Origin of the sequence: Pseudomonas sp. PDM21 (genome assembly GCF_014852505.2) — a bacterium.
Classification (GTDB): Bacteria; Pseudomonadota; Gammaproteobacteria; order Pseudomonadales; family Pseudomonadaceae; genus Pseudomonas.
The window spans coordinates 1902833-1922954 of sequence record NZ_CM181223.1; the positions used below are offsets into that span (position 1 = coordinate 1902833).

The 20122-nt window shown below is 64.7% G+C and carries 17 protein-coding genes; 11 read left to right on the forward strand and 6 right to left on the reverse strand.

The features are described from left to right. Positions 1-21: 21 nt before the first annotated feature. Positions 22-1269, reverse strand: coding sequence for a ribonucleotide-diphosphate reductase subunit beta (locus tag IB275_RS09010; RefSeq protein ID WP_081518061.1), 1248 nt, complete (start codon positions 1267-1269; stop codon positions 22-24). 238 nt (positions 1270-1507) lie between these two features. Continuing rightward, positions 1508-4396, reverse strand: a complete 2889-nt coding sequence (locus tag IB275_RS09015; protein ID WP_138212845.1) for a ribonucleoside-diphosphate reductase subunit alpha — start codon at positions 4394-4396, stop codon at positions 1508-1510. A gap of 768 nt (positions 4397-5164) precedes the next feature. Here IB275_RS09015 and IB275_RS09020 point away from each other — a divergent pair. The 3 genes from IB275_RS09020 to IB275_RS09030 all read left to right on the forward strand — a co-directional run bounded on the left by IB275_RS09020 (position 5165) and on the right by IB275_RS09030 (position 8279). Then, a complete protein-coding gene (locus IB275_RS09020; protein ID WP_192289124.1) occupies positions 5165-5869 on the forward strand; it encodes a response regulator in 705 nt (234 codons plus the stop codon). 3 nt (positions 5870-5872) lie between these two features. Then, a complete protein-coding gene (locus IB275_RS09025; protein ID WP_151186426.1) occupies positions 5873-6427 on the forward strand; it encodes a GNAT family N-acetyltransferase in 555 nt (184 codons plus the stop codon). A 226-nt stretch (positions 6428-6653) separates the two neighbouring features. Next, the gene (locus IB275_RS09030) at positions 6654-8279 is read left to right on the forward strand and encodes an ATP-binding protein (protein ID WP_225607754.1); all 1626 of its coding nucleotides are present in this window, start codon (positions 6654-6656) and stop codon (positions 8277-8279) included. Positions 8280-8496: 217 nt separating this feature from the next. On the opposite strand, the gene IB275_RS09035 is transcribed toward IB275_RS09030, so the two are convergent. After that, on the reverse strand, positions 8497-8925 hold the full coding sequence (locus IB275_RS09035) for a TOBE domain-containing protein (protein ID WP_192289122.1): 429 nt from the start codon (positions 8923-8925) through the stop codon (positions 8497-8499). Positions 8926-9053: 128 nt separating this feature from the next. Between IB275_RS09035 and modA the strand changes: the two genes are divergently transcribed. The 3 genes from modA to modC are packed head-to-tail and all read left to right on the forward strand — an operon-like array spanning position 9054 to position 11618. Continuing rightward, complete coding sequence (gene modA, locus IB275_RS09040) at positions 9054-9809, forward strand: molybdate ABC transporter substrate-binding protein (RefSeq protein WP_045217828.1); 756 nt, start codon at positions 9054-9056, stop codon at positions 9807-9809. An 11-nt stretch (positions 9810-9820) separates the two neighbouring features. Then, positions 9821-10507: a molybdate ABC transporter permease subunit gene (modB, locus tag IB275_RS09045; protein ID WP_138212850.1), complete on the forward strand. Its 687-nt coding sequence runs from the start codon at positions 9821-9823 to the stop codon at positions 10505-10507. 7 nt (positions 10508-10514) lie between these two features. Then, positions 10515-11618 (forward strand): molybdenum ABC transporter ATP-binding protein, encoded by a 1104-nt coding sequence (gene modC / locus IB275_RS09050; protein ID WP_192289120.1) that lies wholly within the window; start codon positions 10515-10517, stop codon positions 11616-11618. Positions 11619-11802: 184 nt separating this feature from the next. Here modC and IB275_RS09055 read toward each other — a convergent pair whose 3' ends face one another. The 3 genes from IB275_RS09055 to IB275_RS09065 form a co-directional block, all read right to left on the reverse strand. Continuing rightward, complete coding sequence (locus tag IB275_RS09055; protein WP_192289118.1) at positions 11803-13176, reverse strand: OprD family porin; 1374 nt, start codon at positions 13174-13176, stop codon at positions 11803-11805. A gap of 220 nt (positions 13177-13396) precedes the next feature. Then, positions 13397-14119 (reverse strand): 4'-phosphopantetheinyl transferase family protein, encoded by a 723-nt coding sequence (locus tag IB275_RS09060; RefSeq protein ID WP_151186430.1) that lies wholly within the window; start codon positions 14117-14119, stop codon positions 13397-13399. A 237-nt stretch (positions 14120-14356) separates the two neighbouring features. Further along, positions 14357-15157, reverse strand: coding sequence for a dienelactone hydrolase family protein (locus IB275_RS09065; RefSeq protein WP_081518071.1), 801 nt, complete (start codon positions 15155-15157; stop codon positions 14357-14359). Positions 15158-15372: 215 nt separating this feature from the next. Here IB275_RS09065 and IB275_RS09070 point away from each other — a divergent pair, with 215 nt between their 5' ends. From IB275_RS09070 to IB275_RS09090, 5 genes are all read left to right on the forward strand, one after another. Then, positions 15373-16044, forward strand: a complete 672-nt coding sequence (locus IB275_RS09070; RefSeq protein WP_192289116.1) for a polysaccharide lyase family 7 protein — start codon at positions 15373-15375, stop codon at positions 16042-16044. Further along, positions 16041-17249, forward strand: a complete 1209-nt coding sequence (locus IB275_RS09075; protein WP_192289114.1) for a lytic murein transglycosylase — start codon at positions 16041-16043, stop codon at positions 17247-17249. The genes IB275_RS09070 and IB275_RS09075 overlap by 4 nt, the downstream gene beginning before the upstream one ends. Positions 17250-17432: 183 nt before the next feature. Next, positions 17433-18044, forward strand: a complete 612-nt coding sequence (locus IB275_RS09080; RefSeq protein WP_192289112.1) for an outer membrane beta-barrel protein — start codon at positions 17433-17435, stop codon at positions 18042-18044. 56 nt (positions 18045-18100) lie between these two features. Further along, complete coding sequence (locus IB275_RS09085; RefSeq protein WP_151186432.1) at positions 18101-18778, forward strand: response regulator; 678 nt, start codon at positions 18101-18103, stop codon at positions 18776-18778. Continuing rightward, entirely contained in the window at positions 18775-20118 is a 1344-nt protein-coding gene (locus IB275_RS09090) for an ATP-binding protein (protein ID WP_192289110.1), read from the forward strand. Before IB275_RS09085 ends, IB275_RS09090 begins: the two co-directional genes overlap by 4 nt. Positions 20119-20122: the final 4 nt, after the last annotated feature.

The following is a 20122-nucleotide window of genomic DNA, read 5'->3' on the forward strand; positions in this document are numbered from 1 at the left end:
GCGGTGGTGCTACTACTTCCGTCAGTCCCAGCTCAGCGCGCCGCCGGTCTGGTACTCGATCACGCGGGTCTCGAAGAAGTTCTTTTCCTTCTTGAGGTCCATGATTTCGCTCATCCACGGGAACGGGTTGCTGGTGCCCGGGTATTCCTCTTTGAGGCCGATCTGGGTCAGGCGACGGTTGGCGATGAACTTGAGGTAGTCCTCCATCATCGCGGCGTTCATGCCCAGTACGCCACGCGGCATGGTGTCACGAGCGTATTCGATCTCCAGTTGGGTGCCCTGGAGGATCATCTGGGTGGCCTCGTCCTTCATCTGGGCATCCCACAGGTGCGGGTTTTCGATCTTGATCTGGTTGATCACGTCGATGCCGAAGTTCAGGTGCATGGATTCGTCGCGCAGGATGTACTGGAACTGCTCTGCAGTGCCGGTCATCTTGTTGCGGCGGCCCATGGAGAGAATCTGGGTGAAGCCGCAGTAGAAGAAGATGCCTTCCAGGACGCAGTAGTAGGCGATCAGGTTGCGCAGGAACTGGCGGTCGGTCTCCGGGGTGCCGGTTTCGAACTTCGGATCGGAGATCGAGCGGGTGTACTTGAGGCCCCAGGACGCTTTCTTAGCGACCGAAGGAATCTCGTGGTACATGTTGAAGATTTCGCCCTCGTCCATGCCCAGCGACTCGATGCAGTACTGGTAGGCGTGGGTGTGGATCGCTTCTTCGAAGGCCTGGCGCAGGATGTACTGGCGGCATTCGGGGTTGGTGATCAGGCGGTAGACGGCCAGCACCAGGTTGTTGGCGACCAGGGAGTCGGCGGTGGAGAAGAAGCCGAGGTTGCGCATGACGATGCGGCGCTCGTCTTCGGACAGGCCGTCCTTGCTCTTCCACAGGGCAATGTCGGCGTTCATGTTCACTTCCTGGGGCATCCAGTGGTTGGCGCAACCATCCAGATACTTCTGCCAGGCCCAGTCGTACTTGAAGGGTACGAGCTGGTTGAGGTCGGCGCGGGCGTTGATCATCTGCTTGTCGCCGACTTGTACGCGGGCGGCGGAGCCTTCGAGATCGTCCAGGCCTTCCTGGATGTCCAGGGCGTCGAGGGCCTGCTTGGCGCGGGCGACGGCGTCGGAGTCGTCGGCGGAAACGGCGCGCGCTTCTTCGACGGAGCCGGCGGCGTCGGCGTCGAGTTTGTCAGCGTTCTGCGCGGCGGCCTGGGCGACGGCCGGGGCGGCCTTGGCTTCGGTGGCGTCTTCTTTGTCGAATTCGTCCCAGCTCAGCATGGGTCCTCTCCTGTTCTGGATGGCCGTTCTAGGGCGGCCTGATGTCTGGTGGCGTGTGGTGCACGCTAAGAGCTTGTGCGTCTTCCGTCCTGCGCGGTGCGCGGCGGAGGAGGCTGTTGTTCGGTGGGGAAAAGGGGCCCGGAAGAGCCCCTCACCCTAGCCCTCTCCCAGAGGGAGAGGGGACAGTCCGTGCGGTCTGCCGTTTCGGTGTCAGCGCCGCTTTCGCGGCGCGCTCACCTTATTGGCAGGCTTCGCAGTCGGGATTGTCGATGCTGCATGCCTGAGGGACCGGAGCCGGCTGCGGCTCGGCAGCGGCGGCTTGCAGGCCTTCGTTGCCACCGGCCGACACGGCGTTGAGCTTGCCGGTGTTGATGGTGGACTTCTCGGTGCTGGTCGCGGCCAGGGCACGGAGGTAGTAGGTGGTCTTCAGACCACGGAACCAGGCCATGCGGTAGGTCACGTCCAGCTTCTTGCCCGAGGCGCCGGCGATGTAGAGGTTCAGGGACTGGGCCTGATCGATCCACTTCTGGCGGCGGCTGGCGGCGTCGACGATCCACTTGGTCTCGACTTCGAAGGCGGTGGCGTACAGGTCCTTCAGGTCTTGCGGGATGCGCTCGATCTGCTGCACGGAGCCGTCGTAGTACTTCAGGTCGTTGACCATGACCGGGTCCCACAGGCCGCGCACTTTCAGGTCGCGAACCAGGTAGGGGTTGATCACGGTGAATTCGCCGGAGAGGTTCGATTTCACGTACAGGTTCTGGTAGGTCGGCTCGATGGACTGCGATACGCCGGTGATGTTGGCGATGGTCGCGGTCGGCGCAATGGCCATGATGTTCGAGTTACGGATGCCTTTCTGTACGCGGGCACGTACCGGAGCCCAGTCGAGGGATTCGGTCAGGTCGACGTCGATGTACTTCTGGCCACGGGCTTCGATGAGGATCTGCTGGGAGTCCAGCGGCAGGATGCCCTTGGACCACAGGGAGCCGTCGAAGGTCTCGTAGGCGCCACGCTCGTCGGCCAGGTCACAGGAAGCCTGGATGGCGAAGTAGCTCACCGCTTCCATGGACTTGTCGGCGAACTCGATGGCAGCGTCGGAGCCGTAGGCGATGTGCTGCAGGTACAGCGCGTCCTGGAAGCCCATGATGCCCAGGCCAACCGGGCGGTGCTTGAGGTTCGAGTTGCGAGCCTGCGGGACCGAGTAGTAGTTGATGTCGATAACGTTATCGAGCATGCGCACGGCGGTCTTCACGGTCTTCTCGAGCTTGGCGGTGTCCAGCTTGCCGTCGACGATGTGGTTGACCAGGTTGATCGAGCCCAGGTTGCAGACCGCGATCTCGTCCTTGTTGGTGTTCAGGGTGATCTCGGTGCACAGGTTCGAGCTGTGGACCACGCCCACGTGCTGCTGCGGGCTGCGCAGGTTGCACGGGTCCTTGAAGGTCAGCCACGGGTGGCCGGTCTCGAAGAGCATGGAGAGCATCTTGCGCCACAGGTCTTTGGCCTGGACGACCTTGAACACCTTGATCTTGTTGTACTCGGTCAGGGCTTCGTAATACTCGTAGCGCTCTTCGAAGGCCTTGCCGGTCAGATCGTGCAGGTCCGGAACTTCCGACGGGGAGAACAGGGTCCACTTGCCGTCGTCGAAGACGCGCTTCATGAACAGGTCCGGAATCCAGTTCGCGGTGTTCATGTCGTGGGTGCGGCGACGGTCGTCACCGGTGTTCTTGCGCAGCTCGAGGAATTCCTCGATGTCCAGGTGCCAGGTTTCCAGGTAGGCGCAGACGGCGCCCTTGCGCTTGCCACCCTGGTTCACGGCCACCGCGGTGTCGTTCACCACTTTGAGGAACGGAACCACGCCCTGGGACTTGCCGTTGGTGCCCTTGATGTAGGAGCCCAGCGCGCGGACCGGAGTCCAGTCGTTGCCCAGGCCGCCTGCGAACTTGGACAGCATGGCGTTGTCGTGGATGGCGTTGTAGATGCCCGACAGGTCGTCCGGAACGGTGGTCAGGTAGCAGCTGGAGAGCTGCGGACGCAGGGTGCCGGCGTTGAACAGGGTCGGGGTCGACGACATGTAGTCGAAGGAGGAGAGCAGGTTGTAGAACTCGATGGCGCGAGCTTCACGGTCCTTCTCTTCGATGGCCAGGCCCATGGCCACGCGCATGAAGAAGACCTGCGGCAGTTCGAAACGGATGCCGTCCTTGTGGATGAAGTAGCGGTCGTACAGGGTCTGCAGGCCGAGGTAGGTGAACTGCTGGTCGCGCTCGTGGTTGATCGCGGCGCCCAGTTTGGCCAGGTCGTAGCCCTTGAGCTTGCTGTCGATCAGCTCGAACTCGGAGCCCTTCTCGACGTAGGCAACCAGGGCCTGCGCGTAGAGGTCGGCCATCTCGTGGTGAGTGGCGCTCTCGGCGACGCCGAGGAAGCCCAGGGCTTCGGCGCGCAGGGTGTCCATCAGCAGGCGGGCGGTGACGTAGGAGTAGTTCGGCTCGCGCTCGACCAGGGTACGGGCAGTCATCACCAGGGCGGTGTTGACGTCCTTCTCGGCAACGCCGTCGTACAGGTTCTTCAGGGTCTCGCGTTCGATCAGGGCGCCATCGACTTCGGCCAGGCCTTCGCAGGCTTCGCGGATGATGGTCTGCAGGCGGCCCATGTCCAGCGGCTGGGTGCTGCCGTCGGCCTTGGTGATGCGGATGCTCGGGTGCGGCTGGGCGATGTCGCTGGCGACGCCGGCGGTCTTGCGCTCGTTGGCACGGGCTTCGCGGTAGATCACGTAGTCGCGGGCGACTTTCTGTTCGCCGGCGCGCATCAGGGACAGTTCGACCTGGTCCTGGATTTCTTCGATGTGGATGGTGCCACCGGAGGGCATGCGGCGCTTGAAGGTCGCGGTGACCTGTTCGGTCAGGCGGCGCACGGTCTCATGGATGCGCGACGAGGCGGCGGCGGTGCCGCCTTCCACGGCGAGGAACGCCTTGGTGATGGCTACGGTGATCTTGTCATCGGTGTAGGGAACTACGGTGCCGTTGCGCTTGATCACGCGCAGCTGGCCGGGCGCGGTGGCAGCCAGATCCTGAGCGGATTCGGCGGCCTGCGGCGCGTTGGCCTGCGGGTTCTCGCGAGTGGTGTCGATTTGCATGGGTGGTTGTCTCCACGTTCTCGTAATTTGGTGTGTTGCTGACGCCGGGGCGTCGTTGCGAAATAAAGAGCAAAAAGAGCAGTCGCCCGCGATTGCAGCCGCAAGCTGGAATTCTTCTGGAACAGGGGGAATGACCCGAAGCGCCTCCCTGGCCCATCTCGGGTGCCGGCTTTACGGGCCGGGACCACAATACCTAGTGGTGTTGAACGTTACGTTGCAACACCCGTACCGCATTTCCATCGACATGAATCGCTCCTCGCGGGCGGGGCCGCCTGGCACATCAGTACGTCTGGAATACGTTGTGGTGGAACCGGAGGAGCCGTGGAACAGGCTCGGGATTTCGACTTTCTTCTTGTGTCCGGTTCGCTGCTGTAACCCCAAGATGTAGGGGTATACCGCAACGGGGATACAAGATAATGCGCTAAGGGGGTGTTTGCAAGGCGGGGAGGCGGGGAAAAGCTGTGGATAAAATGTGCATGGAATGTGGGTGAAGCGGGGTAACTCGCGCTATCCCTGATGCTGACTGCCTTTCACCGTTCGTCGTGCTCGGCGACAGATTTTTCACACGCGTAAGGGGCGCTGCGCGGGGAGGAACACTACCACAATATGTAGTGTTTCTGGCGCAGCAGCCCTTGACCTTTTCGTGCAATGCCTGTTTACGCCGTTGGCGTGCGGCGGCACTGGCAATCTGGCTACAATGCCGGCCGCTTTTGCGGGCTCTCTATAGTAAGAGGGGCCGTGCTCGCTCATGGCGCATCAGGAGGCAAGGTGGAACAAGAAGCGCGCATTCTCATCGTCGAGGACGACCAGCGACTGGCCGAGTTGACCCAGGATTACCTGGAGAGCAACGGCCTGGCGGTGTCCATCGAGTCCCATGGCGGCAAGGCGGTGGAACGGGTGCTGGCCGAACGGCCGGACCTGGTGGTGCTCGACCTGATGCTGCCGGGTGAGGATGGGTTGTCCATCTGCAAGCGCCTGCGCCCGGATTACGACGGGCCGATCCTGATGCTCACCGCGCGTACCGACGACATGGACCAGGTGCAGGGCCTGGAGATGGGCGCCGACGACTACGTGTGCAAGCCGGTGCGCCCGCGCGTGCTGCTGGCGCGCATCCGCGCCCTGCTGCGCCGCAGTGAGCCGGCCGAGGCTGCGCCGGCGGTGAGCGGCAAGCGCCTGACCTTCGGCAAGCTGGTGATCGACAATGCGATGCGCGAGGCCTGGCTGGACGAGCAGACCATCGAGCTGACCAGCGCCGAGTTCGACCTGCTCTGGCTGCTGGCGGCCAACGTCGGACGCATTCTCTCCCGCGAGGAAATCTTCAACTCCCTGCGCGGTATCGAGTACGACGGCCAGGACCGTTCCATCGACGTGCGCATCTCGCGCATCCGCCCGAAGATCGGCGACGACCCGATGCACCCGCGCCTGATCAAGACGGTGCGCAGCAAGGGCTACCTGTTCGTCGGGGAACTCTGAGCCGTGAGCGCCGTGCCACCGTTCCCCGAGCTGCATGGCGAACGCTTCCGCCTGCGGGCTTTCACCGATGCCGACCAGCCGGCGGTGTTCCGCGCGCTGTCGCATCCCGAGGTGATCCGCTACTACGGCGTCTCCTACGCGACGCTGGAAGCCACCCGCGAGCAGATGGAGTGGTTCGAGCGCATCTATAAGGAAAGCAGCGGCATCTGGTGGGCGATCTGCCGGCCGGATGCGCCCGAGGACATCCTCGGCGGCTGCGGCTTCAACAACTGGCAGCAGGAACATCGCCGCCTGGAACTGGGCTACTGGCTGCTGCCCGAGCACTGGGGACAGGGCGTGATGGGCGAGTGCCTGCCGCTGATCTTCCGCCACGCCTTCCGCGAAATGAACGTGCACCGCATCGAGGCCGAGGTGGAAACGGAGAACCTTGCCAGCGGCCGCCTGCTGCTGCGCCAGGGGTTCACGCTGGAAGGCCGGCGCCGCGAATGCGAGGTGAAGGACGGGGCGTTCCTCAGCCTGGACAACTACGGGTTGCTCAACTCGGAGGAGGCAGGGTGAGTCCGGTGCTCGGGCCTGCCCTCACCCCAACCCTCTCCCAGGGGGAGAGGGGGCCGTCCGTGCGAGCTGCCGATTCGGTGTTGTCCTGTCGTGATCGATGCCAGCCGAGCCATTCGAGCAGGGCGCCAATCTTCACGCGTACTCCGCACAGTCCCCTCTCCCTCTGGGAGAGGGCTAGGGTGAGGGTGCTCCCAGCCTGCACCGTGTCACCCCGGAACAGCCCTCAATGAAATCCATCTTCCTGCGCATCTACGGCGGCATGCTGCTGACCCTGGTGGCGGTCGCCGCGCTGGCGGTGCTGACGTTGCACCTGGTCAACGACGTGCGTGGTGAGCGTTACCGCGAGGACCTGGCGCGCGGCACCTTCCGCCTGATGGCGGATGAGCTGCTGCCCATGAGCGAGGTGGACCGCAAGCGTGCGCTGAGCCAGTGGAGCCGCCTGCTGGGCATCCCGCTGAAGCTTACCAGCCTGGACGCGCTGGGCATGGAAGGGCGGAGCCGGGCGCGGCTGATGAACGACCAGGTGCTGGTGCAGGCCGGCGCGCCCCATGAAGTGAAGGTGATGACCCAGGTGAGTGCAGCGGAAGGGCTGATCCTCACCGGCGAGGTGGAGCAGGTCAGCGAGCAACTGGCGCGCGCCACCATCTACCTGCTGATGGACGAGCTCAAGCGCTACCCTGCCAGCGAGCAGCCCTATCACCTGGCGCGCATCGTCCGCGACAAGCGTTTCGGCTTCGAGGTGCACCTGCTGCGCCTGAAGGAGGTCGACCTGGACGACGACCAGAGCCGCCGCGTGGAAGAGGGCGACACGGTGATGGCGCTGGGCAAGGGCGGCGATTCGATCCGCGTGCTCTCCGGCATACTCGACACGCCCTGGGTGCTGGAGCTGGGGCCGATCTACCAGATGAATCCGTACCCGCCGCAGTTGCTGACGATCATCGTGGTCGTCGCGCTGACCCTGATCGGCCTGACCCTGTACCTGCTGATCAGCGGCCTGGAGCAGCGCCTGCGCGGGCTCGAGTCCGCCGCCACGCGCATTGCCCGCGGCAGCCTGGACACCCGCGTGGAGGTGCGCGGCGCGGACTCGGTGGGGCGCCTCGCCGGGGCCTTCAACCACATGGCCGAGCAGTTGCACCTGCTGCTGACGGTGCAGCGCGAGCTGGTGCGCGCGGTATCCCACGAGCTGCGCACACCGGTGGCGCGGTTGCGTTTCGGGCTGGAGATGATCGAGTCCGCCGAGACTGAGACGGCGCGGCGCAAGTACATGGAAGGCATGGATGGCGACATTCAGGACCTCGACCAGCTGGTGGACGAGATGCTCACCTACGCGCGGCTGGAGCAGGGCTCGCCGGCGCTGAGCTACCAGCGCATCGAGCTGGGCGCGCTGGTGGAGCAGGTGGTGTCGGAGATCGCCCCGCTGCGCCGGGAAATCACCGTCACCTGCGAGGCGGGTGCGTTGGTGCCGTTCGACCAGGGCAGCTGGATCGAGGCTGAGCCGCGCTACCTGCATCGCGCGCTGCAGAACCTGATGACCAACGCGCTGCGCTACGCCGAGGGGCGGGTGCGCATCAGTTACCGGGTGAGCGTGGACCGCTGCCAGGTGGATGTGGAGGACGACGGCCCCGGCGTGCCGGAAGCGCAGTGGCATCGACTGTTCCAGCCGTTCTTCCGCGCCGACGACAGCCGCACGCGGGTTACCGGCGGGCATGGGCTGGGGCTGTCCATCGTGCGGCGGATCATCCACTGGCACGGCGGCCGCGCGCAGATCGCCAAAAGCGAAGTGCTGGGCGGCGCGTGCTTCACGCTGATGTGGCCACGCCGCCAGGCGCCGAAGGTCGAAGACAATATTTGACCTTGAAGTCAAAAAATGCAGAATGCTGCGGTGCCATCACGGGTGGATGGCAGTCGCCGCGTCACTCTGCATGCCTTCCCTACGGTAAATAGCCTTTCGAGTTCGCTCTCTCTTAGGGGGTATTGCAGAGTCACCGGTATCGTTATGTAATTTTTGCTATAACGATCGCTTGCAGGCACGGCAGGCGGACCTGTCAGCGACAGGCCCGCGCAGGGTTTCAGGCAGGAACACCGAGGATCACATGGGACGCTTTGATCACTGCAGTCGCCTTCACGCCGGCCGCCAGGCCCAGCTCACTGACCGCATCGCGGGTGACTACGGCCACCACTTCGGTGCCGCCCGGCAGGCTCAGCACGACTTCGGCGTTCACCGCGCCGTCGGTGACCGACTTCACCGTGCCGGCCAGGCAGTTGCGCGCGGACAGGCGGATGCCGTCGGCCTCGGTCATCAGCATCACCCAGGGCGCCTTGACCAGCGCGATGACTTCCTTGCCCTGGGCAAGATTCAGGCTCTTCACGCTTTCCTCGGTGACGATCGCCACCAGCTCGCTGCCGCCGGGCAGGGCGACCACGACTTCCGCGTTGACCGCACCGTTGCGCAGTTGCTTGACGCTGCCCTTGAACACGTTGCGTGCACTGACCTTCATGAACTGACTCTCCTTGAACGTTTTGAATGGCCGGCTTTGCGCCGGGCGTAACACGGGGCTGAACCGAGTTTATAGACCAGTCCTGACAAATCGAAGTTTTAAAAAACAACACCCACTGGAGCCTCACGATGAAACACCGCTTCGCAAGTCTTTCCCTGCTGGTCGCATCCTGCTTCACCCTGCACTCGGCCCTGGCCGATGAAGTGCAGGTTGCCGTCGCCGCCAACTTCACTGCGCCGATCCAGGCGATCGCCAAGGACTTCGAGAAGGACACCGGCCACAAGCTGGTCGCCGCCTACGGTGCCACCGGCCAGTTCTACACCCAGATCAAGAATGGCGCGCCGTTCGAGGTCTTCCTCGCCGCCGACGACACCACGCCGAAGAAGCTCGAGGAAGAGAAGGAAATCGTCCCCGGTTCACGCTTCACTTATGCCGTGGGCACCCTGGCGCTGTGGTCGGCGAAAGACGGCTACGTCGACGCCAAGGGCGAGGTGCTGAAGAAGAACGAGTACAAGCACCTGTCCATCGCCAACCCGAAAGCCGCGCCCTACGGCCTGGCCGCCACCCAGGTGATCGACAAGCTCGGCCTGAAGGACAAGGTCGCCGGCAAGATCGTCGAAGGCCAGAACATCACCCAGGCCTTCCAGTTCGTCTCCACCGGCAACGCGGAGCTGGGCTTCGTGGCGTTGTCGCAGATCTACAAGGATGGCAAGGTGACCAGCGGTTCCGCCTGGATCGTCCCGGCCGACCTGCATGACCCGATCCGCCAGGATGCCGTGATCCTCAATAAGGGCAAGGACAGCGCCGCCGCCAAGGCCCTGGTCGAGTACCTGAAAGGGCCGAAGGCCGCTGCGGTGATCAAGTCCTACGGTTACGAACTCTAAGCCTTCAAGGAATAGCGATGCCCCTCACGCAGGAGGATTTCCTGGCCATCCGGCTCACCATCGAGCTGGCCGCCCTGAGCACTTTGATCCTCCTGCTGATCGGCACGCCGATCGCCTGGTGGCTGTCGCGCACCCGCTCCTGGCTGAAAGGTCCGCTGGGAGCGGTGGTGGCGCTGCCGTTGGTGCTGCCGCCGACGGTGATCGGCTTCTACCTGCTGATCACCATGGGCCCCCACGGCGTCATCGGCCAGGCGACCGAGAGCCTGGGGCTGGGGCGCCTGCCGTTCACCTTCGCCGGGCTTGTGGTGGGCTCGGTGTTCTATTCGCTGCCCTTCGTGGTGCAGCCATTGCAAAACGCCTTCGAGGCCATCGGCAACAAGCCGCTGGAGGCCGCCGCGACCTTGCGCGCGAGCCCCCTGGATACCTTCTTTTCCGTGGTCCTGCCGCTGGCGCGGCCGGGCTTCATCACTGCCAGCATCCTCGGCTTTGCCCACACGGTGGGCGAGTTCGGGGTGGTGCTGATGATCGGTGGCAACATCCCGGGCAAGACCCGCGTGGTGTCGGTGCAGATATTCGATCACGTCGAGGCCATGGAGTACGCCCAGGCGCACTGGCTGGCCGGCGGCATGGTGATCTTCTCCTTCTTCGTCCTGCTGGCGCTCTATGCGAGTCGCCGCAGCCGGTCGGCCTGGGCCTGAGGTGGGCATGTCGCAAGAGTTTTCCGCGCGTGCCATCGAGGCCCGCTTCCAGATCGCCTATTCGGGCTTCAGCCTGGACGTCGACCTGCAGCTGCCGGGCAAGGGCGTGACCGCACTGTTCGGCCATTCCGGCTCCGGCAAGACCACCTGTCTGCGCTGCGTGGCGGGCCTGGAGCGTGCGCCGATCGGCCGGCTGGTGGTGAACGGCGAGGTCTGGCAGGACAGCGCGAGCGGTGTGTTCCTGCCGCCGCACCAGCGCGCGCTGGGCTATGTGTTCCAGGACGCCAACCTGTTCGAGCATCTGTCGGTGAAGCGCAACCTCACCTACGGCATGAAGCGCGTGCCGCGCGACCAGCACCGTGTGGCGTTGGAGCAGGCCACCGAACTGCTGGGCATCGGCCATCTGCTGGAGCGCATGCCGGGTCACCTCTCCGGCGGCGAACGCCAGCGAGTCGGCATGGCTCGGGCGTTGCTGACCAGCCCGCGCCTGCTGCTGATGGACGAGCCGCTGGCGGCGCTGGACCTCAAGCGCAAGGCGGAAATCCTGCCGTACCTGGAGCGCCTGCACGACGAGCTGGATATCCCGATTCTCTACGTCAGCCACTCGCCGGATGAAGTGGCGCGGCTGGCCGATCACCTGGTGCTGCTGGACCAGGGCAAGGCCATCGCCAGTGGCCCGGTGGTGGAGACCCTGGCTCGCACCGACCTGCCCATCTCCCATCTGGAAGACGCCGGTGTGGTAATCGACGGCCAGGTGCTGGGGCACAACGCCGACTACGGGTTGCTGACCCTGGCGCTGCCCCACTGCGAGCAGCGCATCCGCCTGGCCCACGCGCCGATGGACAAGGGCAGGGCGCTGCGCATCAAGGTGCAGGCGCGGGACGTCAGCCTGAGCCTGGAGCCGGCGGCCCACAGCAGCATCCTCAACGTGCTGCCGGCGACCGTTGTCGAGATCGTGCCGACGGACAACCCGGCGCACCTGCTGGTGAAGCTGGATGTGGCCGGCACGCCGCTGCTGGCGCGGATCACCCGTTACTCCCACGACCAGCTCGGCCTGCACGCCGGGCAGGAAGTTTGGGCGCAGATCAAATCGGTGGCGTTGCTGGCCTGAGACTGCGCCTGCTTCTCGTAGGATGGGTGGAGCGCGCCGATACCCAGGCTGCCGGTGCGCTGGAGCGATGGGTATCGCTGCGCTCCACGCCATCCTGCAGATGCCTCCTGACGACCAGCTTTGCGGATAGATCAGAAACAAAAAGGGCGGCCATTGGCCGCCCTTCTTCGTTTCACTCCACGCCTTACAGCAGCGGGATGGTGTAGCTGACGATCAGGCGGTTCTCGTCCTGGTCGCGCTGGCTCGGCACGCCCGCGGTGGTGGTTGCCGGCAGGCCGCTGCGCATGGCGGCGTTCTTCCAGGCCAGGCCCAGGCCCTTGAAAGTGCCTTCCGGGACCACGTAGCCCAGGGCGATATCGCGTTCCCACTCGCCCTTGTCGCCTTGCTTGGTGTCGATGTTGTCGGCGTTCAGGTAGAGCACGCTGAAGGTCAGGCCGGGCATGCCGAGGTCGGCGAAGTCATAGGCGTAGCGACCGATCCAGGTGCGCTCGCCGGCACGGTTGAACTTCAGCAGTTGGGCGTCGGAGATCAGGTAGGTGCTGGTGCCTTCGCCGTCGCCGCGGTTGAGGTAGGGGAAGTCGCTGTCGCCGGTCATGGTCTGGTAACCGGCGCCGATGCTGTGGCCGCCCAGGGAGTAGGTGAACATGCCGCTGTAGACGTTGTTGTCCACTTCGCCCTTCAGGCTGTTGCCGCCGTAGTAACCGCTGCTGACGTAGCCGTCGGCGCGGCCGGAGGCGCTGCCGTTCTTGCCGTCGGAGTCGCTGATGAAGACGCGGATGTCGGACTTCAGGGTACCCGGTCCGATGCCCCAGTTATGGACGAGGCCGAGGTAGTTCTGCTTGTAGAAGTTGTCCAGTTCGCCGTAGTAGTACGACAGGGTCAGGTTCTTGGTCGCCTTGTAGTCGCCGCCGGCGAAGTAGAACTTGTTGCTGTCGCGCGAAGAGGCGCTGCTACCGTTGGCGCCGGCGATGGACATGCTGCGCCAGTCGGTGGAGTTGCGGCCCTTGGTGTGGGTCAGTTGGCCGCCGGTCAGGGTCAGGTTGTCGATGTCGGTGGAGGTGACCTGGCCACCTTCGTAGGTCATCGGCAGCAGGCGGGCGTCGTTGTAGACCACCACCGGCAGCTTGGGCTGCAGGGTGCCGTAGCGGAATTCGGTCTTGGAGATCTTCGCCTTGGCAGTCATGCCGAGGCTGCTGAATTCGTCGACGGCGCTGCCATCGCTCTCCAGCGGGAAGATGGTGCCGGGCTGGCGATCCACGCCGGCCTTGCCGGCCTTGCCGCCGCCGTCCAGGCGCACGCCGAGCAGGCCCAGGGCGTCGACGCCGAAGCCCACGGTGCCCTGGGTGAAGCCCGAGGAATAGTTGAGCATGAAGCCCTGGCCCCATTCTTCCTGCTTGCTGGGTGAGGCGGGGCCGTTGCGGTTGTCGGTGTTGATGTAGAAGTTACGCAGGGTCAGGCTGGCCTTGCTGTCTTCGATGAAGCCGCCGGCGTGTGCCGATTGCGCGATGAGGCCGAGCGAGCTGGCGGCAATGGCGAGCGCCAGGGTGTTTCTGGTCATTACGTTTGCTCCGATGGTCATTTCTTTTTGTGGGGACCCCAAGAACCAGACGTTGCCGTTTGGCTGTATAAGATTCTATATACCGATAGGCCTGCTGACGATTCCTCTGAAGGCAAAACTTGAGGATCAAAAGAGGTACGGGGACGTCTGGATGGCGTGCATGACGCCAAATTCTGACTTTTAAGTCAAGACTTTCGGATGTGTCTGTCAGTCGCGGCGGTCAGGCGCTGCCCTTGACCGAAGGAATGGCCACCAGGCTCAGCAGGCGTTCATCGAACAGGCTGAACTGCCCGTCGATCTCCTTGCCGTGGTGCCATTCCTCCGACAGGTCGGTGAGCAGACGCAGGCGCGCATGGCCCCCGGCGGACCAGCTCAGCAGCTCGGCGTGCTCGAAGTAGAAGCGCTTGCGCACCAGCGGGAAGAGCGCCTTGAACAGGCTTTCCTTGAGGGAAAAGGTCAGGGTGACCTGCAGCGCCGCCTGCCGTGGGTCGAGGCGCGCCAGTTCGTCAGGCGTGAGGATTTCAGCGGCCAGTCGCTCCGCTCGTGCGGTTTCCAGGCGGTTCTCCACGTCCAGGCCGAGCCCGCGCCAGCAACTGTCACGGGCGACAATGGCCGCCGCCCAGCCGTCACCGTGGGTGATCGAGCCGCAGAAGCCCGTCGGCCAGACCGGCGCACGTTCTTCGTCGGTGCCCGGTACCCAGGCCGTCGAGCCTGCGGCCAGCAATGCCGCGCGGGCGCAGATGCGCCCCGCCAGGTACTCGGCCTGGCGCTTGGCGACGGAGCGCTGGATGTTGGCCGGCGCCTCGACCTGGCTCAGGGAAAAGTCCCCGGCCTGCAGGCGCTGGCGGTCGAAGCGGGTGCTGCGCAATTGAATGCCTGCCAGCGGGGTGGGCAGGGGCCAGTCGGCATCGAGGGGGGTGCAGAAGTCGGGGAGGGCAGTCATGGGAGCATTCTGCCGCGCCGGAACGTGGCTCACCAGTCACGCGGCACTTACATTCGTTTGCAAACCTTCACCAAAGGCGTACGGATTCGTCTGACAAGCTTTGTCACACTGCACGCCGCGTTCCCTAGGGGACGCAGGTGAGGTTGTTGTTGGAGTACCGCCAAGGCGGGCTCTGACCTTAGACACTTGATTGAGTGCGGGAGCCCGAATGGGCTCCCGTTTTTTATTGCCTGCGATTTATGACGCGTCCGGTTTGACGTCGAAGATTTCCTTGAAGAACGCCTGCAGGTCCGCCCAGGACTTCTGGTCGGCGGTCTTGTCGTAGCCCACGTCCAGCCCGTGCCCCTTGTGCTTGTCAGCGTCCGGGCTGGTGAAGCTGTGCTTGGCACCGGGCTGGATCACCAGCTTGTAGTCGGCCTTGGCGTTGTCCATTTCTGTCTTGAATGCCGCAACGCTCTCGGCCGGAACCAGGGTGTCGGCGCCGCCGTGCTCGACCAGTATCTTCGCCTTGATCTGCCCCGGCTGCGCCGGCGTCTGGGTCGCCAGCACGCCGTGGAAGCTGGCCACGCCGGCCAGCGGCAGGCCGGCGCGGGCCATGTCCAGTACCACCTTGCCGCCGAAGCAGTAACCGATGGCGGCAATCTTGCTCGGGTCGGTCTGCGGCTGTTTCTTCAGCAACTCCAGGCCGGCCTGGAAGCGCGCCTTGGCGGCGTCGGCATTCTTCAGCGCCTCGGCCATGAAGGCCTTGGCATCGTTGGGATGGTCGGTGTGTTTGCCTTCGCCGTACATGTCGATGGCCAGGGCGCTGTAGCCCAGTTCGGCGAGCTGCCGCGCGCGGCTTTTCGCGTAGTCGTTCAGGCCCCAGAATTCGTGGACGACGATGACGCCGGGACGGATGCCGGACTTGGCGTCGTCGTAGGCGAAATAACCGATCATCTTCGTGCCGTCAGTGGATTCGTAGGGGATTTCCTGAGTCTTGATCGCGGCTGAAGCGCTGGCCGCGAAGGCGAACAGCAGCAGGGCAGTGAGCAGGCGCATGAGGTTTCTCCGTGGCGTTGGCCGTGGCAATGGCGGATGGCGGATGGCGGAAACCATGACGATAGCCGGTGATGCGGAAAACGCCCGTGCAGACTGCACGCGGCCGCTCAAGGGCGCGGTTGTTCGTCAGAAGAGGGGGGAAGCCGCATGGATGAAAAGTCCGACAGCCTCGTCTACCCTTGCGCCCATGTCCTGACCCGCGAAGCGATAGGCCGATGTTGGACCTGAGCACCTGGAATCTGACCATTCCCCAACGCGGCCCGGCCGCGACCATTTCCACGGCGAAACTCGGCCGTGACTACGAGAGCCCGTATTTCCGCCGCAGCGCCGATGGCGTGGAGTTCTGGGTGCCGGTGAACGGCGCTCATACCAGCGGCAGCGAATATCCCCGCACCGAACTGCGCGAGACCAAGCCCGACGGCCGTCTGCTGACCTGGCGCTATCCGCTGGCGGAGAACCTGATGGTCGCCACTCTGCGCGTGGAGTCCGTGCCCTCCAGCCGGCGCATGGTGATCGGGCAGATCCACAGCAACGGCAGCGGCAGCGCCGAGGCCCTGCCGCTGGTCAAGCTGGTGTACCAGCAGCGCCTGGACAAGGCGCGGGTACAGGCGCTGGTTCGCGATCGGCCGGACGACATCACCACGCGCACCTATACCGTCTATGACGGCATTGCGCTGGGCGATACCTTTACCTACCGGCTGGGCGTGTCCAGCAGCGGGGTGCTGAGCGTGCAGGTCGAGGGCGGCCAGGTCAGCCAGCAACTGGATACGAAATGGGCCTACCAGGGCCTGTACTTCAAGGCAGGGCTCTACCTGCAGGACAATCGCGGGCCCGCCAGCGAGGGCGGGCGCGCCACCTTCACCGATCTGAGCATTCGACACCAATGAAGACTTCCTCCATCGCGCGCCGCGCGTCCCTGGCCTTGTCCCTGCTGCTGCCGGCGGCATTGGCGCAGGCAGCGCCGGGCGACGATTTCGGTTCCTGCCTGAATCGTCTGCAGGGTGCAGCCCAGGCCAAGGGCGTCAGCGCCGCCAGCTTCGCGCAATTCACCCAGGGTCTGCAGCCGGACATGAGCGTGCTGCCGCTGCTGGACGCCCAGCCCGAGTTCACCACGCCGATCTGGGACTACCTGGCCGGGTTGGTGGACGACCAGCGCGTGGCTGACGGCAAGGCGCGTATGGCCGAGCACGCCGACCTGCTGCGCAAGGTCGCGGCGCGCTATCAAGTCGACCCGGCCACGGTGGTCGCCGTGTGGGGCGTGGAGAGCGATTACGGGCGCATCACCGGCAAGCGCCCGCTGCTGGTGTCGCTGTCGACGCTGTCCTGCTATGGGCGGCGCCAGTCGTTCTTCCAGGGCGAGTTCATCGCCACCCTCAAGCTGCTGCAGCAGGGCGATATCCGCGACAGCGGCATCACCGGTTCCTGGGCGGGCGCCTTTGGCCAGACGCAGTTCATGCCCTCGACCTACGCGCGCATCGCCGAGGACTTCGACGGCGACGGTCATCGCGATCTCGTAGGCAGTACCGCCGACGCCCTGGCGTCCACCGCCAACTACCTGCGCAAGGCCGGCTGGCGCGAAGGGCAGCCGTGGGGCTACGAAGTGAAACTGCCGGCGGGCTTCGACGCCTCGCTGGCGGGGCGCACCAAGCGCCGTGCGCTGTCCGACTGGACCAGCCGCGGCGTGAAACGTGTCGACGGCAAGCCGATCCCGAGCATCGATTCCAAGGCGGCGATCCTGCTGCCGGCGGGCGCCAACGGCCCGGCCTTCCTGGTGCTGCGCAACTACGACGCGATCTATTCCTACAACGCGGCGGAAAGCTACGCGCTGGCCATTGCCTTGCTGTCCGATCGCCTGCGCGGCGAGCCGGGCCTGCGCACGCCCTGGCCGACCGATGATCCGGGCTTGAGCCGCGCGCAGCGCAAGGAGCTGCAGGAGTTGCTGGTCCAGCGTGGCTACGACATCGGCCAGCCCGACGGCATGATCGGCGATGTGACGCGCAAGGCGATCCAGCAGGAGCAGAACAAGCGCGGTATGACGCCGGCGGACGGTCGCGCTGGACAGAAGATCCTGAAGGCGTTGCAGGGCGGCTGAGCATCCCGCCCGTTCCAGCAAAGCCCCGGCCTGTGCCGGGGCTTTGCATTTCTGTAGGAGCGAAATTTCCTTCAGCCAAGTCGTTCAGCATTGGTTCAGCAGTCCGACAGGTTCGGTTCAGTGCCCCCCTCGTAACCTACTTCCCGTCAACACATTACAGACATCCTTGACGGGAGAATCCCCATGAACACCATGAAGAAAATCGCCCTCGCCACCGCCATTCTCGGTGCCAGCGTCGCCGCTACCGCAGCCAATGCCGCCGACACCTTCGTCGGTATGACCTGGGGTGAAACCAGCAACAACATCCAGAAGTCCGATGCGCTGAACCGCAACCTCGGCAACCCGAAATTCGACAGTGTGATCAACAACAGCGGCACCTGGGGCGTACGCGCCGGCCAGCAGATGGAGCAGGGTCGCTACTACGTCACCTATGAAAACGTCTCCGACACCGAGAACGGCCTGAAGCTGCGCCAGCAGAACCTGCTCGGCAGCTACGACGCCTTCCTGCCGCTGGGCGACCAGGGCACCAAGCTGTTCGGCGGCGGCACCGCCGGCCTGGTCAAGCTGGAGCAGGACTCCAAGGGCTACAGCCGCGACAGCGATGTGGGGTACGCCATCGGCGCCCAAGCCGGTATCCTCCAGGAACTCGGCAAGAACGCATCCGTAGAAGGCGGCTACCGTTACCTGCGTACCAACGCGAGTACCGAGATGAGCCCGCACGGCGGCGGCAAGGTGGGATCCCTTGACCTGCACAGCAGCTCCCAGTTCTACCTGGGTGCCAACTACAAGTTCTGACCGGTACCGCAACCGGGCCCCGCGTGGCCCGGTTGCCTGACTCAGGGAGCACGCGCATGAAACTGCTGGTGGTGGAAGACGAGGCGCTGTTGCGCCATCACCTGTATACCCGGCTCGGCGAGCAAGGCCATGTGGTCGATGCCGTCGCCAACGCCGAAGAGGCGCTGTACCGCGCCAGCGAATACCATCACGATCTGGCGATGATTGACCTGGGCCTGCCGGGCATGAGCGGCCTGGACCTGATCCGCGAATTCCGCAGCCAGGGCAAGACCTTCCCCATTCTCATCCTCACCGCTCGCGGCAACTGGCAGGACAAGGTCGAGGGCCTGGCCGCCGGCGCCGACGACTACGTGGTCAAGCCCTTCCAGTTCGAAGAGCTGGAGGCCCGGCTGAACGCGCTGCTGCGCCGTTCCAGCGGCTTCGCCCAGTCGAGCATCGAGGCCGGCCCGCTGGTGCTGGATACCAACCGCAAGCAGGCGCTGGTCAACGGCGAGTCGCTGCAGCTGACGGCCTTCGAGTACCGCATCCTTGAATACCTCATGCGCCATCACCAGCAGGTGGTGGCCAAGGAGCGCCTGATCGAGCAGCTCTACCCGGACGACGACGAGCGCGATCCGAACGTCATCGAAGTGTTGGTCGGCCGCCTGCGCCGCAAGCTGGAGAGTGCCGCAGGCTTCAAGCCGATCGATACCGTGCGCGGCCAAGGCTACATTTTCAACGAGCTGTGTAAATGATCCGCTCGCTACGGCTGCGGCTGATGATCGGTGCGGCGATTCTCGCCGTGCTGTTCATGGCGGCGCTGCTGCCGGCGCTCCAGCGTGCATTCAGCATTGCCCTGGAGAACGCCATCCAGCAGCGCCTGGCGGCGGACGTGGCGACCCTGGTGTCCTCGGCGCGCATCGAGGGCAATGTCCTGAGCATGCCCGAGCACCTGCCGGTGGAGGACTTCAACCTCCCCGAATCGAAGTTGCTGGGTTTTATCTACGATCAGTCCGGCAGGCTGGTCTGGCGCTCCACCTCGGCCCAGGACGAGAGCGTTGATTACTCGCCCAAGTACGACGGCCTGATCGACGAGTTCACCCGTATCCGCGACGCCACCGGCCAGGAGTTCTTCGTCTACGACGTGGAGATCGACCTGCTCGGTGGCAAGCGCGCGGCCTACAGCATCGTCACCATGCAGCCGGAAAGCGAATTCCGTGAGCTGGTCAGCGGCTTCCGTGATCAGCTCTACCTCTGGTTGGGGGGCGCGCTGCTGCTGTTGCTGGGCCTGTTGTGGCTCGGTCTTGGTTGGGGCTTCCGATCCATGCGCGGCCTGCGTTCGGAGCTGGACCAGATCGAGACCGGTGACCGCGAGCGCCTGAGTGACGATCACCCCGCCGAGATGCTGCGCCTGACCGACTCGTTGAACCGCCTGCTGGAAAGCGAGCGCGCCCAGCGCGAGCGCTATCGCAACTCCCTGGGCGACCTTGCCCACAGCCTGAAGACGCCGCTGGCGGTGCTGCAGGGCGTCAGCGAAACCCTCGCCGACGAGCCGAAGAACCGCGAGCAGGTGCAGGTGCTGCAGACCCAGATCGAGCGCATGAGCCAGCAGATCGGCTACCAGTTGCAGCGCGCAACGATGCGCAAGAGTGGTCTGATCCGCCACCGCGCGGCACTCGACCCATTGCTGGACACCATCGGCGGTGCGCTGGACAAGGTCTACCGCGACAAGCGTGTGAAGCTGGAGCGGGAAATTCCGCCGGGCTTTTCCCTGCCGCTGGAGAAGGGCGCCTTGCTGGAGATGCTCGGCAACCTGCTGGAGAACGCCTACCGCCTTTGCCTGACCACGGTAAAGGTCAGTGCACGCAAGAACGGCCGGCTGTTCGAGCTGATCATCGAAGACGACGGCCCCGGTGTGCCGGCCAGCCAGCGCGAACGTATCCTCAAGCGCGGCGAGCGCCTGGACACCCAGCACCCCGGCCAGGGCATCGGCACGGCGGTGGTGAAGGACATCATCGACAGCTACGACGGCGAGCTGGCGCTGGAGGATTCCGCGCTGGGCGGGGCGTGTTTCCGCATTCGCCTGCCGGGGTGATCGG